General features: G+C 46.5%; 26 protein-coding genes. 8 read left to right on the forward strand and 18 right to left on the reverse strand.

What is annotated here, in order from left to right; all coding sequences use genetic code 11:
* Positions 1-169: 169 nt before the first annotated feature.
* A complete protein-coding gene (locus A6395_RS10470; protein ID WP_071398969.1) occupies positions 170-622 on the forward strand; it encodes a LytTR family DNA-binding domain-containing protein in 453 nt (150 codons plus the stop codon).
* Between the two features lie 13 nt (positions 623-635).
* Positions 636-1,160: a hypothetical protein gene (locus tag A6395_RS10475; protein WP_071398970.1), complete on the forward strand. Its 525-nt coding sequence runs from the start codon at positions 636-638 to the stop codon at positions 1,158-1,160.
* A 331-nt stretch (positions 1,161-1,491) separates the two neighbouring features.
* On the opposite strand, the gene A6395_RS10480 is transcribed toward A6395_RS10475, so the two are convergent.
* The 7 genes from A6395_RS10480 to A6395_RS10510 form a co-directional block, all read right to left on the reverse strand.
* Positions 1,492-2,364 (reverse strand): DUF2268 domain-containing putative Zn-dependent protease, encoded by an 873-nt coding sequence (locus tag A6395_RS10480; RefSeq protein ID WP_233589697.1) that lies wholly within the window; start codon positions 2,362-2,364, stop codon positions 1,492-1,494.
* Between the two features lie 375 nt (positions 2,365-2,739).
* The gene (locus A6395_RS10485) at positions 2,740-3,132 is read right to left on the reverse strand and encodes a hypothetical protein (RefSeq protein WP_071398972.1); all 393 of its coding nucleotides are present in this window, start codon (positions 3,130-3,132) and stop codon (positions 2,740-2,742) included.
* A 21-nt stretch (positions 3,133-3,153) separates the two neighbouring features.
* Positions 3,154-3,639, reverse strand: coding sequence for a hypothetical protein (locus tag A6395_RS10490; RefSeq protein ID WP_071398973.1), 486 nt, complete (start codon positions 3,637-3,639; stop codon positions 3,154-3,156).
* 13 nt (positions 3,640-3,652) lie between these two features.
* Positions 3,653-4,132 carry a hypothetical protein gene (locus tag A6395_RS10495; RefSeq protein ID WP_071398974.1) on the reverse strand — a complete coding sequence of 160 codons (480 nt, stop codon included), beginning with the start codon at positions 4,130-4,132 and terminating at the stop codon, positions 3,653-3,655.
* 58 nt (positions 4,133-4,190) lie between these two features.
* Positions 4,191-5,009, reverse strand: coding sequence for an SMI1/KNR4 family protein (locus A6395_RS10500; protein WP_071398975.1), 819 nt, complete (start codon positions 5,007-5,009; stop codon positions 4,191-4,193).
* Complete coding sequence (locus A6395_RS10505) at positions 5,006-5,488, reverse strand: hypothetical protein (protein ID WP_071398976.1); 483 nt, start codon at positions 5,486-5,488, stop codon at positions 5,006-5,008. The genes A6395_RS10500 and A6395_RS10505 overlap by 4 nt, the downstream gene beginning before the upstream one ends.
* Positions 5,488-5,985, reverse strand: a complete 498-nt coding sequence (locus A6395_RS10510; RefSeq protein WP_071398977.1) for a hypothetical protein — start codon at positions 5,983-5,985, stop codon at positions 5,488-5,490. The genes A6395_RS10505 and A6395_RS10510 overlap by 1 nt, the downstream gene beginning before the upstream one ends.
* 78 nt (positions 5,986-6,063) lie before the next feature.
* Here A6395_RS10510 and A6395_RS10515 point away from each other — a divergent pair, with 78 nt between their 5' ends.
* Complete coding sequence (locus A6395_RS10515; RefSeq protein WP_071398978.1) at positions 6,064-6,267, forward strand: hypothetical protein; 204 nt, start codon at positions 6,064-6,066, stop codon at positions 6,265-6,267.
* Between the two features lie 3 nt (positions 6,268-6,270).
* Here A6395_RS10515 and A6395_RS10520 read toward each other — a convergent pair whose 3' ends face one another.
* From A6395_RS10520 to A6395_RS10565, 10 genes are all read right to left on the reverse strand, one after another.
* Positions 6,271-6,744, reverse strand: coding sequence for a DMT family transporter (locus tag A6395_RS10520; RefSeq protein ID WP_071398979.1), 474 nt, complete (start codon positions 6,742-6,744; stop codon positions 6,271-6,273).
* A gap of 12 nt (positions 6,745-6,756) precedes the next feature.
* Positions 6,757-7,416, reverse strand: a complete 660-nt coding sequence (locus A6395_RS10525) for a Crp/Fnr family transcriptional regulator (protein WP_071398980.1) — start codon at positions 7,414-7,416, stop codon at positions 6,757-6,759.
* 11 nt (positions 7,417-7,427) lie between these two features.
* The gene (locus A6395_RS10530) at positions 7,428-7,853 is read right to left on the reverse strand and encodes a DMT family transporter (RefSeq protein WP_016510013.1); all 426 of its coding nucleotides are present in this window, start codon (positions 7,851-7,853) and stop codon (positions 7,428-7,430) included.
* Positions 7,854-7,872: 19 nt separating this feature from the next.
* Positions 7,873-8,811: a DMT family transporter gene (locus tag A6395_RS10535; protein WP_071398981.1), complete on the reverse strand. Its 939-nt coding sequence runs from the start codon at positions 8,809-8,811 to the stop codon at positions 7,873-7,875.
* Between the two features lie 115 nt (positions 8,812-8,926).
* Positions 8,927-9,409, reverse strand: coding sequence for a hypothetical protein (locus A6395_RS10540; protein ID WP_071398982.1), 483 nt, complete (start codon positions 9,407-9,409; stop codon positions 8,927-8,929).
* Positions 9,384-9,872 carry a hypothetical protein gene (locus tag A6395_RS10545; protein WP_071398983.1) on the reverse strand — a complete coding sequence of 163 codons (489 nt, stop codon included), beginning with the start codon at positions 9,870-9,872 and terminating at the stop codon, positions 9,384-9,386. Before A6395_RS10545 ends, A6395_RS10540 begins: the two co-directional genes overlap by 26 nt.
* 6 nt (positions 9,873-9,878) lie before the next feature.
* The gene (locus A6395_RS10550; RefSeq protein ID WP_071398984.1) at positions 9,879-10,373 is read right to left on the reverse strand and encodes a hypothetical protein; all 495 of its coding nucleotides are present in this window, start codon (positions 10,371-10,373) and stop codon (positions 9,879-9,881) included.
* Positions 10,374-10,384: 11 nt separating this feature from the next.
* Positions 10,385-10,846, reverse strand: coding sequence for a hypothetical protein (locus A6395_RS10555; RefSeq protein WP_071398985.1), 462 nt, complete (start codon positions 10,844-10,846; stop codon positions 10,385-10,387).
* Positions 10,847-10,857: 11 nt separating this feature from the next.
* Positions 10,858-11,313 (reverse strand): hypothetical protein, encoded by a 456-nt coding sequence (locus tag A6395_RS10560; RefSeq protein ID WP_071398986.1) that lies wholly within the window; start codon positions 11,311-11,313, stop codon positions 10,858-10,860.
* Positions 11,314-11,391: 78 nt separating this feature from the next.
* Positions 11,392-11,859 (reverse strand): hypothetical protein, encoded by a 468-nt coding sequence (locus A6395_RS10565; protein ID WP_071398987.1) that lies wholly within the window; start codon positions 11,857-11,859, stop codon positions 11,392-11,394.
* 150 nt (positions 11,860-12,009) lie between these two features.
* Between A6395_RS10565 and A6395_RS10570 the strand changes: the two genes are divergently transcribed.
* Together A6395_RS10570 and A6395_RS10575 are read left to right on the forward strand one after the other, a co-directional pair.
* On the forward strand, positions 12,010-13,215 hold the full coding sequence (locus A6395_RS10570; protein ID WP_071398988.1) for an MFS transporter: 1,206 nt from the start codon (positions 12,010-12,012) through the stop codon (positions 13,213-13,215).
* 14 nt (positions 13,216-13,229) lie between these two features.
* On the forward strand, positions 13,230-13,661 hold the full coding sequence (locus tag A6395_RS10575; protein ID WP_233589698.1) for a MarR family winged helix-turn-helix transcriptional regulator: 432 nt from the start codon (positions 13,230-13,232) through the stop codon (positions 13,659-13,661).
* A 42-nt stretch (positions 13,662-13,703) separates the two neighbouring features.
* Here A6395_RS10575 and A6395_RS10580 read toward each other — a convergent pair whose 3' ends face one another.
* A complete protein-coding gene (locus A6395_RS10580) occupies positions 13,704-14,744 on the reverse strand; it encodes a flavin monoamine oxidase family protein (protein ID WP_071398990.1) in 1,041 nt (346 codons plus the stop codon).
* Between the two features lie 458 nt (positions 14,745-15,202).
* On the opposite strand from A6395_RS10580, the gene A6395_RS10585 reads away from it, so the two are divergent.
* The 3 genes from A6395_RS10585 to A6395_RS10605 all read left to right on the forward strand — a co-directional run bounded on the left by A6395_RS10585 (position 15,203) and on the right by A6395_RS10605 (position 17,189).
* Positions 15,203-15,484 (forward strand): hypothetical protein, encoded by a 282-nt coding sequence (locus A6395_RS10585; protein ID WP_071398991.1) that lies wholly within the window; start codon positions 15,203-15,205, stop codon positions 15,482-15,484.
* A 190-nt stretch (positions 15,485-15,674) separates the two neighbouring features.
* The gene (locus tag A6395_RS10590) at positions 15,675-16,127 is read left to right on the forward strand and encodes a helix-turn-helix domain-containing protein (protein ID WP_071398992.1); all 453 of its coding nucleotides are present in this window, start codon (positions 15,675-15,677) and stop codon (positions 16,125-16,127) included.
* 834 nt (positions 16,128-16,961) lie between these two features.
* On the forward strand, positions 16,962-17,189 hold the full coding sequence (locus A6395_RS10605) for a hypothetical protein (protein WP_071398995.1): 228 nt from the start codon (positions 16,962-16,964) through the stop codon (positions 17,187-17,189).
* The last annotated feature ends 174 nt before the right edge of the window (positions 17,190-17,363 follow it).

Consider the following 17,363-nt stretch of genomic DNA (forward strand, 5'->3'; position numbering starts at 1 on the left):
TCTGTATTCATCCATAGGATTTTTATCGTAACGAGATATGACTCAATTGTCTGTGATGCAACTTATGTGGATATTTCTGTAAAGTGTTCATCTTGTGTTGATGACCAGGGAGGTAGTTGCTACACTGATTTCAAATATATGGATTGGTATAGAGGAAGGCGGTTCGTGCATGAAAATCAAGCTCGATATTAGTACCGAGCGCTATGACGAGATTAAGTCTATGCTCGAGGAAAGAGGAATTGAAATAGATGATACAGCCGACCTAGTACTGAGTACATCCACTCCTTTTGTTCAGCATTTGACCGTGAAAGAAAAGGAAACGAATGAACGGATTGTATTGCCAGTCGCGGATATTATTTGTATCGAATCGTTTGGCCGTACTGTGGAAATTCAAACGCAAGAATCAGTTTATCTCGCCACTGATCGATTATACCGGCTCGTTAGTTTGCTTGATCCGACGTCTTTTTTACGGATAAGTAACTCTGTTGTGATTGCAACAAATCAAATCAAACAAATCAAACCCACTCTTTCTTCAAAATTTATCCTTACCCTAACGAACGGAAAACGCGTTGATGTGACAAGGAGCTATTACTATATCTTTAAAGATCATTTTCATATCTGAAGGAGACGAATCCATGAGTATCCCCATTTACATCATCGCAACATGTATAGTTCTATTCATCTTTATTGTGACTGTCACGCTTTATTTTCAGGCTTACAAGCGACATATCAATCAAGCGCTACACGGAAACTCAAGAACACGTTCCCCGATGGTCCCACCTTACAAAATCACTGTCATCCTGTCGATCGTTCTTTTATTAATTAGTGTATTGATTAGTTATTTTGCGGGATACACCAATGCGTACAAAGCATATGAGGAAGATACGTGGATCCTCGCTCCGTCTGATATTCAGACATTTCACGCCGAAATTCAAGGAATCGAAGAAAATCGGATAACGATTAAAGGTAATTCATTTAACGATGAAACGAATCAAACGCTTATGGAATATGAAATTTTTGATGAACAAGTATCCATTTACAAGCAAGATCAAATCATTTCTCTATCAGACTTATCAAAGGGTGATTTGATTTTAATCACCTTGTTAACTAACCGTTCGGGTACAGATGTGTTTAAAATCCAATTATTAGAGGATAAGTAAAATCATTGTTACCAATGGAATACGAAAAAGATGAATCCTGTACAGTACAGGATTCATCTACTTGAAGTAGCATAAATTTTTTAAATGTCCTTACATAGGGTACATATTAATCGTCTTTTGGCTTTACCATGATTTTGAAGAAATTAGACGTCACAAAATTGCTGTATAACATCTGATCCGTTCAAAATAAATTAAAACAGAGTTTTAGAAGCGGTGCTCGAAGCTTGCGTGGGTACGAGACACTTCAAGTTTTATACTTACTCTTGCACCTCATGACCTTATAACTGCTACCATACGCCCGAGAAAAAACATTAGTCCCCCATGTCTGTCATCATTTAAGAAGCGCTTCATATTTGTAGCCCTCTAAAATGTCATGGTCTTCTTTGAACGTCCATTCTGGAATCGAAAGATGTGGATGTGACGCCAAATAGTGATTGAGCATATCCCTCCCGAGCATGTAGTTGCTCCATCGCGGAATTTCTTTTTGATTGTTTCCGACTACGAAATCGCTAAATGTTGTTTCGTAGTGATTCACTAGACTGGCTATATGTCTCGCGGTCGCATCATCCATCGGTACGTTCCACGGAGGCGATACGTCTTTGACAATGCGATCGGCAAATGCATCCGCCTTCCCTTCCACGATGACCGACTTCAGGACCGAACTAATATTAAAGCCCGGTTGGTCATAAAGGATCAGATGATGGTACTCATGAGCCGTCGAATAAGCCAGGATTTCTTTGTCGAAGTCTGCATCGAGATACAACACGAAGACGTCTTTATAAGCTGCGCCGCCTACGCCGGCCATCGATTCACTCACAGAGGAGAATTCAGGGTTGAACGGTGCAAGGAACACCGTACTTTTCTTTTTCGGGAGTACTTGACTTGAGTCCGAGTAAGTCGTTCTAATGATTTCTGTAATTTCATCATGTCGCTGAATCAATATCTCAATTTGCTTCAACAGTTGTTGCTCGTAAGAAGTTGAGGTCAGCAAGAAGTTTCCTTTCAAATCGGCTGTAGAAAACTTCTCGTCTTCTCCGATTTCTTCTATGTAATCCAGAACAAATTTCTTAAATAATCGCTTGTTTTCTTCCATATCTTCGGTCTCAAGCGATGCGTTCAAATATTGTTGATATTGTGTATAGAGTGGCACAATCTTCAATTCGTTCGCTTCGTTGATTTCTACAGTTTCGATTGGGACGTCCACTTCTTTTCGCTTCGACTCTACCGCTTGCTCTTCATCAGTACATGCTACTAACAGAAATAGGGGGATGCAGCATAGAAAAACGACTAATCTTTTCAGTTGAACGACCTCCATTCTATGCTGTGATGATTCAGATTCGAATCTTAATTTGTGAAATTACACCATACGATAAATTGAATACCTCACGTTAGCCAAAAAAGCTCAAGCGACGAGATAAACTGTACCGTTATGACTTTTTAATTATATTCAGCTCTGCTCGTTCATTTTTCCAATTATGAACTTTAGCACGAAAATGACTCCACCTAACACGACAGCAAAGGTACCAAGTGACCAGAGCATGTCAAACACTCGCATATCCATCCTATTCATCCTCTCCATTTAAAGGTTATTTAGATTCAAAATCTCGTTCACATCGTAGGTGTACATCGAATCGACTTCAAACACGTCGGTCCCTTCCATTCCTCGAGTGAAAAGTATTTCATCGTCTTCTCCGACCCAAACGTTCACCATCGCTTCCATCGTCGATTCAGACAGATTGTTCACGGTGATGACGTAGTCTGGTATGCCCATGACTTCCGCTTCAGACAGGGCACTCGTTTCAATCAGTTCCAGGAATCGTGCAATCTCCGCTTCGTCTGTGAACGGTTCACCCGAAAAGACGGACATACTCTCACCTACATACGTCTCAACGATGAGTTCATGATTATCTTCGCTACGTGTATTTAAAAATAAAAGTCCGACAATTAAAAAGAAGACTAGTCTTCGTCTCATCCATCCGCACGTCCCTTTGGTTTACTTGAACCGATTTTTAGACGCATCCCGATGCGCCGTCCGAAGCTCATGGTTCGTCACATGTTCTGGATCAATCAGCTCGAGCTTCCGGTTCACCCAGACCGACAAGAAAATGAATGGGATGAAGAGTGCGAGCAACATGATTGCGAAGACGACAAGCGAGCCTTCAATCGACCAAGCGATGGCGATGAAGATACCAAGCAAGATCACATTGGCGAGCACGATGCCGAACTCGATACGGACGAACTTTTGATAGCGCGCCTCGTCGTTAAACGTGAGCAGTAAGTTCATCCGGTGCCAAGCCCGATATAAACTTGGTAGCTGGGTCGCCATGATGATCACGGCGAACGTCGCCACTTTGATTTCTTGCGTGAAGATGAAGTAAAAGGCGATTCCTAAAATCGCGAACGTGAGCAAAAGCGCCGTCCGGTTCACGTTTCGGTCGTTCTCGACCATTTGTTTCAATCGTTCCTGCTTTTCAATCATAATTTTTCCCCCATTACGATGTCTTTCGTGTGCGGCGCTCGATTTGCGCTTTACTGAGTTCGGTCCCTGTCACATGCTCTGGGTCAATCGTTTTCAACTCACGGTCGATCCGGAAACCGAGCGTCATGAACGTGATGAGTCCGACAACGATGACGATGATAAATGTAAGCAATGTGATCCATCCGAGCATTGAACTCGTGATCAACATCAGGAGAAACACGAGATTCCCGACGGCCAAACCAAACTCGGACCGTACTTTCTGTTGATAACGGGCATCGTCGTTGAACGTGAGCAACAACTTCATGCGGTGCCAGCCTTTATAGAGCATCGGGAATTGTCCGACCAAGATGATTGGCAACAAGAGCAAAACCTCTGTCGTCATAAAATAAATGATGAACAGTGCGATGAACCCCATCGTCGGGTAAAGCGTCTGTTTTTGTCGCTTCTGGTCGTTCTCAAGCATCTGTTCAAGTCTTACGTCATGGTCAACCATCAAATCCTCCTAATAAAATATCATTTCCTTCTTTTACGAATCGATAGTGCAAAAGGTTTCATTCGACTTTAATATCGTTATCAAGAATGTACATCGTTTCGTCGTAGCGTTGTTTACTATAGTCGTCGTCTTGCCTGTGGAGCGTCTCAAAAAATGCTTCGAACAGTTGTTGATTTAAAGGCTTCCGTCGAATGATGACTTCTTGAATGACGCTTGTCGCCGTATCTCGTAACAGCTCGTGATCCATCCATGTCAACAGTTCACGAACGAGCTCATCCACTCCGAGCGAGTCCAATCCATTGAACCAAATTACCGCACCGTGCAATTTTTCTTTCGGTTCCTCGCTGTAAAGCAGACGTCGTGCATCGTCTAAGAGTGACTGCCTCTGCTTCACTTCAGCGACCGGTTCTGGAATCATTTCTGCATACACTCCCATGTCGACCGTCGTGAGCGCTTCGCTAAATTGACTGAACGAGTCGAACAAGACATCAATCTCTTCCGTATCCGTATCGATATAGGCAATCTTTGGCGTTGCTCCTTCACGGTAATCGAACACGAGGAAGAAATGTCCATCGCCTGCGAAGGCGATTATCTGGTCATCCTCGACACCCCATTCCGTCAACAAGGCTCTCGATTCGATTAACCCTTTGTGACGCCCAACCCCAGAAATTGAATCGACGAGGGCGATGTCATCTTGTCCATTCCATACAATCGGCAAATCGCGCTGTTCGACATATCCCCCGTTTTGGATACGAATCGCCTGGAGATAATCGTCCGGCAGTTTCACCCCGAGGCGCCCTTCCACTTCAATCAATACGTCGTCCGTTAATACGGGCAACCGGTTCGGGTCGTCCGGTATATCGTTCCAAATGATCATTGTTCTCCTGCTTTCTTCATTCGTCTGTATTGGCGAATGTCTTGATTCGTCACATGCTCTGGGTCAATCTTTTTGAGTCGCTCATTCACCCACCATTCAAAATATAGGAATGGTAAAACGATTAGCGTACCAAGCAATGAATACGTTACGTTTTGAAAGTTTTGAATGACTGTGCCCCAAACAAATATAGCGAGCCCGATTACCGTCATGAAGATGAATAAAAAGTTGATTCGAACATATCGGCGATACAGCTTATCCGAACTAAAGCGGAGCAATAGCTTCATCCGCAACCAGCCCCATAAGACCAGTGCTGCGTAAATGACTACAAAGGCCGCGAACACTTGAACGTTCGTCAACGTATACCGACTATGAAGATAGAATGAGCTTAAGATGATGACGGCGACTAGCAGACCAAACAAACGAATCGATACTTGTTCAAACCGCATCAATTGAAGCAAGCGATTTGTATGCGCAACCATCACTTCTCGTCCCATTTCCGTTTCATCTGCTCCCGCTTCGTCAACCCGAACAGACTGTCGACGACGTGCTCGTCATCGATGCGTAGCAATCGTTTGTCGATCAACGTCGCAGCCAATAAATGGACGACCAATATGCTGACAGCCACGCTGCTGAGCGTCGATAGTTCAAAGAAGTTTAATTCATGTCCTATCATTAAACCGAACATGCCCCATAACATTGCAATGTCCCCAATCCCTTTTACTCGAATCAATCCTTGATACGCACGATTGTCATTGAACGACAGCTGCGTGCGCGTCTTTCTCCAGGACATATAGCTAAACGGCACCGCAATAGTCGTGACAAACAGAAACATCGCACTATGAGTTAGCGAAAAATTCCCATAAAACCATAGTCCTGCGGCTAAACCAATCAGACCGATTCGAAGCGCCGTGCCCATGCTAGACTGCTTTTCAGCCAATCCATATAGTTCTTCAGTCCGTTCTTTCCGTGTAATCATCCAATCTCCCCCTTTGAAACCAAATCCATCCATGACGCGTATATACAACTAGCATACCAATTATTAGGAGGGATTTCGATGGATATCCTCATTTTAGCCGTCTTGCTCGGCATCGTCGGCTTTATTGTGACTCGTTCCTATACTTTATATCCGTCATCGTTCGAGGAACGCTCACTCATTCAACCGAACGCCTCGCACACGACAAAATGCCCGCATTGCCAAACCGTCGTGAGACGGCAGGAACACGGGCAAACTTGTACGAACTGTCGTAAATCATTCTGAAGATCAACCTACTTGTTTTACCTGCTGGCGCGCGGTTATTTTCTTCCCACTCAACTGGAACAACAGCACCCCGCCGACGATCAATACGATGCCAAGCGCCGTCTTCCACGTGAACGGGATCGCCTCAAGTCCGAACCAGCCGAGCGTATCCCACAGCAAAGCGAACAAGATTTGCGACACCATCACGATCGAGATGGCGTAACTCGGACCGAGCTGCTGGACGCTTTGCGTCACGCTCATGACGACACCAACACCGATGATGCCGCTGAACCAGTACCACGTCTCCATGTCACGTAAATCAAACAAACCGCCGCCTTCACTGATCAATCCGATGAAGAGCGAGGCGAGAAAACCAAGTGCGAGGACGAGCGTCGTCGTCGCCCAAGCCCCGACCCGTTGTTTCACGTTGGCGTTGAACGTATTTTGTACACAGACGAGCATGCCGCCCATGACCGCGAGCATCATTCCAAGTGCCATTGTCGTTCCCCCTCACTCATAAATACTCTCCCCTGCGGCAGCGATTAACCCGGCGCGATCGATGATTGCGATTGACCGACGATCCCGTTCGATCAATCCTTGTTCGACGAAGCGTTTGAGCGTCCGATTGACGTGGCGATAACTCGTCCCGATCAAGTCAGCGATATCGGTCAACTCATCGACCGTCGACCCGAGCGCACGCTCGTCCGGCGTCATCGACAGCAAGTAGCTCGCGAGACGGACGTCGACCGGGTAAAACAAGTTGAAACTCATCGATTGCGATTTCAACTCGAACTTTCTCGTGATCTCTTCTAACAGATAATGGAGCCATGCCACATCGTCCGCCGCGTGCCGGGCCAAATCGTCGAACCGGATGACGAGCATCTCGACCGACGTGACCGCCTCAACCGTATTTAAGTACGGAGTCCGACGCACGTATTCGATGTCACCGATCAAATCGAACGGACGTTTGAACGACAGTACGAGGCGTTTACCCGTTGCCGACGTATGCGCTACGCGAATCTTGCCTTTGACGAGAAAATGGAGGTGGTGCGCGTCGTCACCTTGGGCGCAAATCGTCGCGCCCGGCTCGTAACGGACGAGCGTGAAGTGTTCGTGTGTCGCTTTTGGCAAGACTTGTAACTCTTGTTGCGTCAAATACTGTTCTAGCATCCGGTCCCCTCCTACCATTTCAACAAGATTATGCCGGCGACCATCATGGCGACACCGAGCAATTGTGACACGTTCAACTCACGCCGCACCATCCCGAACCAGCCGCGCCAATCGATGACGAGCGCGAGGGCGAGCTGCGCAATCAGAAACAAGGAGATTGTCAACGTGACGCCGAGCTGATGGACGGCCGTCATGTTGCTGAACAAGATGAGGGCGGCGAACGCGCCACCCGACAAATAGAGCGGGTGCACGTGTCGCATCTGTTTATACGTCCGGTCACGCACAGCCAGCATGACGAGAAGCGCCACAATGAAGCCGGTCATCTGCGTCAATGTCGCGGCCTGCCACGTGCCGATCTGAGAACTGATTCGTGCGTTGGCGACGCTTTGCAACGTTAAAAAGAAACCGCCGCTGATGGCGAACAAGACTCCGCGCATCGTATCCCCTCCTTATATGTTATGACAAGCGGATCATCATGATGCCGAGCACCATGACGAGCAAACTGACGAGTTGAATCCCGGTCACCGGATTTTTGGCTGCACCGAACCAACCGAACCGGTCGACCAGCAAACTTCCGCATAGTAAACCGACAATGACGATGACGACGGCGATGCCGGTCCCGACCATCGGGACAATCAAGACGTTCCCGCCGATGAAGAGCGCGCCGATGATCCCGCCAAGCCAAATCCACCACGGTTGTCCCGATAGCCCGCGCCATTCGACGCTCGGACGGAGTAGGAGTAACACGAGGAGAAGCGTGAAAAGCCCGACGACGAACGAGACGAGCGCGCCTTTTAGCGCAGACTCGAGCACAGTTCCTAAATAGCCGTTGATTGCCGTCTGCGTCGCGCTCATCATCCCGGTCCCGATTCCGAGTAAACGCCAGACGTTCAAGTTACCGGTCTCCACCCGGTTCGCGATGACAAATTTTCCGCGGCGTCGATTGATCCAGTCTGTGAGTGCGACCGTCCCGACGACCCCTAGCAAAACAAGCAAGGCCCCAAACACGCGCCACGGTGTAAGGACGCTCACGGTCGAATTGAACCAACCGAAGTGATCGATTAACAGCCCCATCACGATCTGTCCAAAGATTGGCATGATGACCGTCTGGACGCTGCCGAGCCGTGGGAACAAGAGGATGTTCCCCGTTAAAAAAATAACCCCTAACAAACCGCCCGACCACATCCAGATCGGCTGTTGCTGAAAGATTGACGAGTCGAACCCGAATCCTTGTCCAGAGACAAGAAGGATGAGCGATAAAAAGGTCGTCCCGACCGCGAATGATAGGAACGAAGCGACAAACGGTGACCCGACGATCGAACGCAGACGCGAGTTCACGCTCGTCTGTATCGGTAGTAAGATGCCGATCACGAGTCCAATAATAATGGCTAACATATTTCGTTTCCTCGATTCTATGATGTAGTGCAAGTGATTATCTCAATGTACATCTCACTCATATAAAGTATAAAGGACCGATGTCCTGAATCATAAAAAGACGAGTCCCGTTTGATTAGGAACTCGTCTTATGTTCGGTATTTCGTTGTTCTTTCGCTTTGCTCAAAACTTTCGCGGTGACATGGTCGTCATCGAACATCAAGATGAATCTATCGAGCCAGCGTGGGGTGAGGATACTGAAAACAATCAAACTGACAATGAGTGCCAGCAGAACTTGAATCGAAACAACACCTGCATGATAGAAAGCGAACAGGCTCAAAATCGCGACGAATCCGATCCATTCGAACACGAAGCCCATGTAGACCCAGCGTGTGTAGCGACGGCTTTCGTTGAACGTGAGCAAGAGCTTCGTCTTACGCCACTCCAGACATAAATACGGGAAATAGGAGATGGCCAAGACAAACGGGAGCCACGTCGGTGCCATATAGCCGACGACGACCGTGGCGATGAGCCCGGCAATCCAAATCCACCACCGTACAAACCAATGGGTATCGTCTTGTACGAGTAGCTGATTAATGCGTTCTTGTTTTGTCAGCATATGTACTCCTCTCATAAGATCGGTAGCCTTTTGTGATTTCATCTCGTGTCGGTTGATCCGGGTCTGCCTGTTTGAACTGCTTATGTATCGTGTAATGGCTCCAGCCCAAAATCACGAAACAGACACCATAGAGCACCCATCCGAACGTTGGAATGTGTATCCGACTGAGGAGAATCGTCCCCGTGACCAACACAATCCAGAGACTATACATCTGATACAAACGTTTCGTGAGCACCCTTCCTCGTCCGTTCGTAAAAGCCATCAACACCTCACCTTCACGAAGCATGAAACGAACGAGTCCGATGGCGGCAAAGATAGAACCGATGCCCCACATCCACCAGATATCGTCAAAGCCTAACGTGAAAGAGTTAAAAAAGATGAGGGCGACCGTCAGCCAAAAAATGATTTTTTGATGTGGTTCTCGATAAGCTCCGATTGCTTGAATTCGTTCTTGTTTCGTCATACCATTTCAGTCCTTTTCTAATTCATTGATTCCGTCAAGCCGACGCTTCAGCTGCTCACGACTGGCTTTTGCTAGCATACTGGAAGTAACATGTTCCGGGTCAAGTTGCAGCAGTTTCCGATCAATCCAAAATGGCAACAAGATGGCGGGTAACCCGCCAATCACCATCGCCCACACAAATCCATCACGATTCATGTGGCCCGTCAAAAACGAGGCGATAACACCGAACAATAAGAAGAAGGTGAAGCATAGTAAGAAAAAGTTCGCTTTGATGAGACGACGATACGCCCAGTCGTCATTGAATTTCAGGTAGACAATCGTCTTCTTCCATTCGAAAAACAACGTCGGCACGAGGCCAACAGCCGCAATCATGACGGAGTAAGTCGTGTGCATCATAAAGTAGAACGCACCCAAGAAAAGGAGTATACTGCTCCCGATCATAAAGCTTCGATACGTTTTGTCGACTTGTAACAGCGCTTGGAATCGAGTTTCCCGGTCCATCAGTCTCCTCCTTAATCCCTGACATTATCGAGTCGAATCTCCCGAAACCTCGGATGCTCCGGGTCGATGTCCGTCAATCGCTCGTCTTGTTTTCGAATCAACCGGTATCCTCCATACAACACACCGATTGTCAGCACCACTATCCACGCATACATCCAACCGAGTTTAATTGTCAGTGCAAACGATAAAATGAATAAGACAAATAGCGCAAACATAGATCCGTTCCGACGGACGATGATGGTTTTGGCATCCTCTTGCTCAGTCAATTCAACCTCGACCCGATTCGCCTTGAAAAAGATTCCGCCAAGCAGTAACAAGCAGACGAGTATGCCGGCCACGTACCATCCGTTCCATGAATCCGATTCAATCAAACCTACGAGGCAAAATACCATTGGAAATGTGAGCAGACTTTGAATAACGGCCGTCTTCACATTCGTTTTATAAATCAGATTGATGCGTTGTTGTTTTGTCATCGAATCACTCCTTAAAAGCTTTCCCGTTTTACGTCGCGACGCATCGGTTGCTCGGGATCAATCAGTTTTACTTTCTCATCAAGCAGGCGTTCGACAATCACCAGCGCTAACGCTGTAAGGGAGAAGATGAAAAACGGGACCCAACTGATTGTTTCTAACTTCAAAAGCAATGGGAAAGACAAACAGATGAAGACAACCATCATGTAGTCGAACACGTATTGAATGTGGATGACCCGCTTCGCTCGAATGTGGTTTGTGAAACTGCTCATGAATCGACTTTCCCGCCCAATCATCACTCCGTACGCTAACAGCGACACCACCATCAAACTTCCGTAAACGATTGATCGTGTCTCAGTTTGTAGAAAGAAGAAGAGCAATATCCCAATCGGAATCGCAAAACCGAGCCTGACGAGAAGCCATTTCCGGTTTGCTTTTATCATTTTTTTCAAGCGTTCATGTTTGTTCATCAGAGACTCCTTTAGTTGTTATCGTTCATGTCACGTGGCACATGTTGCACGTTCACTAGCATTCTCATTTACAGCTATTCAAGCTCTCCAGCTAAATCGCGTGCGCTGAATTTCTCGACGGGTCGGTTGCTCAGCGTCTATCCATTCTAGCTGTTGATCAAGTTTGAATTGAGTAAACAAAATTAAGATGGCGCTACCCATAAACAAAATGAATGGACTAAGTGTCAACATACTGAATCGCATCATAAGTGGGAAAATCACAGCCATGATGAAGGCGAACAAATAGTCGAGTTTATATTGGATGCTAACTACCTTTTTAGCTTGCTCATTCGGTGTAAGGCTTTTGACAAAGCTTGATTCTCGTGAGAATAAAACATTTGCCGCAATCGTCAGTGCTAGGAGCACCCCTCCCATTAGCCAGGGATTCGCCTCTGTCTGTAAAAAGTAAAATACAAGTACACCAGTGGGAAGCGCAAAGAAAAGTCGTAATACTAACCATTGGGGATTCATCGTTTTTACTTTGCGTAATCGTTCTTGTTTACTCATATCGTTCACCTCTTCTGTAATTATACGTTTCTCCGCCGAAGAAAGTTCCGTTTTTTTACATTTTTCTTCCCAATCCGTATTTCTTGACCAGATTCAAATCTCGATTTATAGTTTAGTTAACTTAACTTTATTTAAAAATGAGGTCTCCTTATGAACTTGCTACACAATTCCCGTTTCATTTTCACTTGGCTGTCCGGCATGACGCTGACTCTCGGTTTTTCCATCTTCTTTTTGAGTATGTCGTGGCTCACGATCGATGTGTTGAAACAACCGGCCCTGCTCGGAATCATCATGACGGCCGTCTCGTTGCCGCGCGTGATTATGATGGTGTTCGGCGGTGTCTTTGCCGACCGCTATCAAAAGAGTCGCCTCTTATTTTTGACGAACCTCGGACAAGGTGTCTTGATGCTTGTCGTCGTCGCGCTGCACTTGGCCGACGCTTATTCCGTGATCGTCTTAATCCTCATCTCAATTGCGTTCGGGATATTGGACGGCATGTCGTATCCGGCGCTATCTTCACTCATCCCGTCTCTCGTCAAAAAACACGAGCTTCAACGCGCCAACTCGTTATTCCAAGGGTCGCTCGAGCTCATGTTCGTGATCGGTCCATTTTTAGCCGGTCTTCTGTTGACGTGGGGCGGCTTCGGTCTTAGCTTTAGTACGGCGGCCACGCTCATCTTTATCTCTGCTTTCTTGATGATGCCGCGGCTGATTCGAGATCATATTCCAGCGGCACAGACGATGTCGCTCAAGCACGTCGTCTTTGATTTGAAAGAAGGAATCCGCTACGTCTCAAAGACACCGATCTTGCGAAGCGGTACGTTCTCGATTGCGATCGTCAATTTGTTCATCATGGGACCGCTCATCATGAGCATCCCGATCCTCGTCGGCGAACGCGGTGGAACGGCGTTCGACTTGAGTTTGATTGAAGGTGGGCTCGCCGTCGGGACGTTCGTCGCAAGTTTTCTTGTCCTGTTATTGCGCTCGGTCCACCGCGGGCGCTTCGTCTTCCGCGCCTTGTTTTTGACGATTGTCGCATTTCTCTTCTACACGCAAGCCGAGTCCATCCCGATGCTCGCTTTCTCGGCGGCCATGAGCGGCTTCATGCTGATGCTCGTCTATTTACCGGCCGTCACGCTCATGCAAGAGCATAGCGACCAAGATAAGATCGGTCGCGTCATGAGCATCATGGCGCTCGCCGCGTCCGGCCTAGAGCCGATCGCGTTCGCCGTGCTATCAATCCTTGTCGCGTTATCCGTTCCGATTCAAACGCTCCTCATCACGTTTGGTATAATCGGACTAGCATTTAGTATCGTCCTGTATGTGCGGAGCCAGACGTTCCGTAACACGCGATGAAAGGAGAACGACCATTGAATGACACACGCAAACAACAAGTCATCGAGATGTATCGTCAAGTCGACGAGCTCGACTTGTTGTTCACCAAATACTTTACCGACTTGAACGAGTTTGAACTCAGTTACCAGCAAGAACAGATGTTGCTGCTCTTCAAACGAAAAGACACATGGACGACGACCGAGATCGCGACGAAGATGAATATCTCGAAAAGTGCGGTCAGCCAAGTGTTGAAAGTGCTCGAACAACGCCAGTTCGTCCAAAAAGAGAAAAATCCGGACAACTTGCGTGAGAGCTTCATCCGGCTCGGTCCGGTCGGCCTCGACTACTCGAGACAAGTCGACCGGATCGAAGAACAGCTCGCCGAAGAGATGTTCTCTGTGCTCGAGGATGACGAGATGAAGATGATCAATCGCGCACTCGCGTTGATGATTCAGAAGTTCAAATAAAAATGCGTATCGTCCCTCACTTGGGATGATACGCATTTTTGGTTAGAGTTGCTCGACGACCCGGATTGCAGAACGAAGTGCCCCTTCGATATGACCGCCGAACATGGAATCCGTCTCGGTCCCAGCAAGTGAGAGACGTCCTGCCCAAGCGGTGTCGAGCGTAATCGGTCCGTAAACAGGGAAGTCGGTCAAAGGTTGGGCATCTTGCGAACTTGCCGTGTCGCGGTCACTCGACCAATCCACGTACAAGACGTCACGCGGCTCGCGTGCCTCTTCCCCGAACAGTCGGACGAATTGCTCGACGACGAGACGATTGAGCTCGTCCCGGTCTAGTGCGGCCCGCTCAGCAGGCGACAACCGGAAGAAACCGAACAGTGCCCCGTACCCTCCCGGCGCTGACGCGTCGTGAATCTCCTGCAACACCCCGGACCAACTCATACCGAGGCCCGATAAGCCGGCGTCTCGCCAAAACGGTCGGTCATACACGGCGACCACTTTCGCCTGCCCGGCCATCCACGTCGGTGTAGCCGACAGCTTTGCCTTCGTCGCTTCAGACAGTTCCGGTTGAAACGAGATACGTGAGACGAGCCGGGGCGAGATGGCTAGGATGACGTGATGGAACGTTTTTGACGATCCTGCTTCGACCGTGACCGATACCCCGTCTTCTGTCTGTTGAATCGACGTGACGGTCGTCTCGAGTTCGATTGTCCCTTTTGGAAGTCTGGCAGCGAGCGCTGTGGTCAGTGTCGCCATACCGCCTTCAAGTCGCATCGACAGAACGGTCTGCTCGGGCGGCAACGTGTGGCGCTCAATCACACCAGCTTGCCGCTCGAGCATCAAGTCACCGGTCGCGTATTGCGGGAACGCCGGAAGTCCGAGCCGGTCGACGAGTTGTGTGATTGTCTTCTCGGTGTCCGGCCAATACCACGTCGGACCGAGGTCGAAACCGTTTTGGCTCAACACCCGTCCCCCGATGCGGTCGCGTGCCTCGAACACGGTGACGTCATAGCCTTTTTCGATGAGGAGCGAGGCAGCGTACAGGCCGCTGACGCCAGCCCCGATGATGGCGATTGATTTGCTCATGTAAATACTCCTTCTTTATACGTAGTGCTCCCATTATACTGAAAAAGACTTATCTACATCATCTGAGCGAACCGCTCAGGAAAGGGCGTTACGACGTGAAACAGATTTTCTTTTATCTTTTATTCCCATACATCTTGTTGATGCGAGGATTACATCGGTTCATCAAAACGGAAGCTACAATGTCTAATGCATTTATGCTGTTCTTTGTTCCTGTCCACATCCTCATAATCGGATATAGCCTTCCAGTTTCGCTATTACTAGAGATTGTGAGTGTGTTTTATCTTTCGGCAGGACTCTTTACCCCAATGTTTTACTTCGAATCGGATGTCAGACGCAGAAGGACAAAACCAGGCTACATCCCACGCAATGAGTGGTGACGTTCAAGAAAAAAATCAATACGTCTTCTAAAAGACTAATCTAAATCATCTGAGCAGACCGCTCAGGAAAGGACGGTTCAAGTGCAGCGTTTGTTTTATTGTCTCTATTTCCCGTTCATCTGGTTGATGCGTGTATTATATCGGTTCATCAAAACAGAATCGATGATGACGTTTGCGTTATTTGTCATCTTTACCCCGTTGATGATTTCAATATTAGGTGATTTTATTCAACTACCACTCTACTTGAAGACGTTTGCTACATGCTATATCTCGTTAGCCATGTATACACCGTTTCATTATTTTGATTCTGACGTCAGACGGCGACGCACCAAGCCTGGATACGTTCCACTTAATGAACGGTAACGTCTATTTACCAACATGCCTAATTCTCTCAAGTCGTTACTCTATCCGTTCCTCGTAGGCATTCGCCTGTTTTCTAGATTCTGAAGAGGTAAAATTTTCATTTATATACTTGTCTATCTATTTATGTCTCTATTGCCCCAATTACATTTATAGTGTAATATTACACTCGTACGAAAGTTGAGGTGTTTGAATGAACCAGGAAGAACTGATTGATATTGTGTCGCAAAGAATAAGGTTAATCCGCTTAGAGAAAGAGTTTTCACAAGAAGAAATGTCTAAAATTTTGGGTATTTCAAAAAAAACATTGATTCAAATTGAAAAAGGAAGAGCGGTAGCCAGTTGGAACGTTGTTGTCACATGTGTAGCCTTCTTTGAACAAAGTGAAATCTTACAAAATGGTCTAGGGGAAGATAGCTTGGAAGTTGTAAGGCTAGTTACATTTAATCATATCGAGGAACCTGTCATGAAGACATTGGGTGGGAAGATTTGGTGGAAAGAAGTAGAAAGACGAAAAGAGTTTAGACTCCAACAAAATGTTGTGACCCAACATTTTCGAATTATTGATGATTCAAATTACCGGTGGTTCAGTTCCTTTGAGTTGGAGGAAGCCATGCTTCATCTGAAATATTTAGAAAAAAAGTGAAACGTCATTGGTGTTTCTGAACAATCCACTTAACGTTGTGTTGTTTGTTGACGTTTTATAACAAAGCAAAATCTTATTAGAACCATCTAGAAAACGAGCTAAATCTAGATTACATACAAATGAGAGCTCAGAAAGGAACTATTTATGAAAATTATTAAAACATTTAGTTTTTGGTTTGTCCTTGTCTCTCTGATTGTCTCCTACCTAAACTTTACTAACCAAGATGATAAAGGCCTCTTGTTCTTTTTTTTCGGATTAGATCCAATTCTATATCACATGGTCTATAGTGAAACATTTCGGAGCTTTATAATGGATGAATCGACTCTTGAAATTTTGTGGACGGGTTATATCCTCCGAGTTGCAGTCGGATTGTTATATGGTCTGACTCTAAACTTTTTAGTGTATCAAGTAAAAAATAAGCTGATAAGTAATAAAAGAGCAAATTAAATGGGGAAATTTTACGGAATTTTGGTTACTAGTCTTTTGACGGCAACGATCTTATGTATTTTTGGACAAGGGATTGCCTACTTTTTAAGCGAGCACGTTGTTGGGATTCATCCGATTTATTATTTAACGGGATTGACCATTTTGGGATGGCTATTATATTTGTTAAGCGTCTTTTTAATACCTCGATTATTTAAGCACCAAAACTCGACTTATACATACTTTCGGGAACTTATCATGGCGTTGTTCATAATAGCACCCATTGCTGTTATTTGGTCGATTTTTGTGGTGGCCATGTGGTGGGGGTAGATTTTACTTATATAATTGTGTGTTTAAATACTCGTGATGACATATACTGGTTTTGGATTACTTTGGTAAGGAGGAAACAGAATGGATATCTTACTTATGTCACTATTTAGTTTATTTTCGATGCTTGTCCCACCAGCATTAATCATCACCGTCATCGTGTTGATCTTTCGATTCATGGGTCGCTATGAAAAGCGAGCTGACGCGCGACTCGAGTTTGAGCGTCAAAACGCGGCTCATCAGCAACAACAGTTCGACGTCTTAGTGGAGCGCCTCGAGCGAATCGAAGAAAAAATGGAGACTCGCCCGTAAACCGAAAGGAGTGTTCGAATGGATTGGACCACTATCATGTTGACTGCCTCGTTGCTTTTGAACGCCTTCTTGCTCAATATCATTGCGCGACATGCAAGAGATATGAGGGCATTGAAACGAAAACAACTCCATACTGAACCCATCGTGCAAGATGCTGAGTTTCATGCGTCTATC

The sequence above is a fragment of the Exiguobacterium sp. SH31 genome (genome assembly GCF_001816105.1).
Classification (GTDB): Bacteria; Bacillota; Bacilli; order Exiguobacteriales; family Exiguobacteriaceae; genus Exiguobacterium; species Exiguobacterium aurantiacum_A.

What these genes read in the sequence shown, in the direction of transcription:
- A6395_RS10565 (WP_071398987.1), bottom strand. Translation starts at nt 11,859, where the DNA reads ATGAGTAAACAAGAACGATTACGCAAAGTAAAAACGATGAATCCCCAA.
- A6395_RS10580 (WP_071398990.1), bottom strand. Translation starts at nt 14,744, where the DNA reads ATGAGCAAATCAATCGCCATCATCGGGGCTGGCGTCAGCGGCCTGTAC.
- A6395_RS10530 (WP_016510013.1), bottom strand. Translation starts at nt 7,853, where the DNA reads ATGCGCGGAGTCTTGTTCGCCATCAGCGGCGGTTTCTTTTTAACGTTG.
- A6395_RS10525 (WP_071398980.1), bottom strand. Translation starts at nt 7,416, where the DNA reads ATGCTAGAACAGTATTTGACGCAACAAGAGTTACAAGTCTTGCCAAAA.
- A6395_RS10490 (WP_071398973.1), bottom strand. Translation starts at nt 3,639, where the DNA reads ATGATTGAAAAGCAGGAACGATTGAAACAAATGGTCGAGAACGACCGA.
- A6395_RS10540 (WP_071398982.1), bottom strand. Translation starts at nt 9,409, where the DNA reads ATGCTGACAAAACAAGAACGCATTAATCAGCTACTCGTACAAGACGAT.
- A6395_RS10550 (WP_071398984.1), bottom strand. Translation starts at nt 10,373, where the DNA reads ATGGACCGGGAAACTCGATTCCAAGCGCTGTTACAAGTCGACAAAACG.
- A6395_RS10535 (WP_071398981.1), bottom strand. Translation starts at nt 8,811, where the DNA reads ATGTTAGCCATTATTATTGGACTCGTGATCGGCATCTTACTACCGATA.
- A6395_RS10495 (WP_071398974.1), bottom strand. Translation starts at nt 4,132, where the DNA reads ATGGTTGACCATGACGTAAGACTTGAACAGATGCTTGAGAACGACCAG.
- A6395_RS10545 (WP_071398983.1), bottom strand. Translation starts at nt 9,872, where the DNA reads ATGACGAAACAAGAACGAATTCAAGCAATCGGAGCTTATCGAGAACCA.
- A6395_RS10570 (WP_071398988.1), top strand. Translation starts at nt 12,010, where the DNA reads ATGAACTTGCTACACAATTCCCGTTTCATTTTCACTTGGCTGTCCGGC.
- A6395_RS10605 (WP_071398995.1), top strand. Translation starts at nt 16,962, where the DNA reads ATGGATATCTTACTTATGTCACTATTTAGTTTATTTTCGATGCTTGTC.
- A6395_RS10520 (WP_071398979.1), bottom strand. Translation starts at nt 6,744, where the DNA reads ATGGCACTTGGAATGATGCTCGCGGTCATGGGCGGCATGCTCGTCTGT.
- A6395_RS10485 (WP_071398972.1), bottom strand. Translation starts at nt 3,132, where the DNA reads ATGAGACGAAGACTAGTCTTCTTTTTAATTGTCGGACTTTTATTTTTA.
- A6395_RS10590 (WP_071398992.1), top strand. Translation starts at nt 15,675, where the DNA reads ATGAACCAGGAAGAACTGATTGATATTGTGTCGCAAAGAATAAGGTTA.
- A6395_RS10505 (WP_071398976.1), bottom strand. Translation starts at nt 5,488, where the DNA reads ATGGTTGCGCATACAAATCGCTTGCTTCAATTGATGCGGTTTGAACAA.
- A6395_RS10510 (WP_071398977.1), bottom strand. Translation starts at nt 5,985, where the DNA reads ATGATTACACGGAAAGAACGGACTGAAGAACTATATGGATTGGCTGAA.
- A6395_RS10555 (WP_071398985.1), bottom strand. Translation starts at nt 10,846, where the DNA reads ATGACAAAACAACAACGCATCAATCTGATTTATAAAACGAATGTGAAG.
- A6395_RS10470 (WP_071398969.1), top strand. Translation starts at nt 170, where the DNA reads ATGAAAATCAAGCTCGATATTAGTACCGAGCGCTATGACGAGATTAAG.
- A6395_RS10500 (WP_071398975.1), bottom strand. Translation starts at nt 5,009, where the DNA reads ATGATCATTTGGAACGATATACCGGACGACCCGAACCGGTTGCCCGTA.
- A6395_RS10475 (WP_071398970.1), top strand. Translation starts at nt 636, where the DNA reads ATGAGTATCCCCATTTACATCATCGCAACATGTATAGTTCTATTCATC.
- A6395_RS10515 (WP_071398978.1), top strand. Translation starts at nt 6,064, where the DNA reads ATGGATATCCTCATTTTAGCCGTCTTGCTCGGCATCGTCGGCTTTATT.
- A6395_RS10560 (WP_071398986.1), bottom strand. Translation starts at nt 11,313, where the DNA reads ATGAACAAACATGAACGCTTGAAAAAAATGATAAAAGCAAACCGGAAA.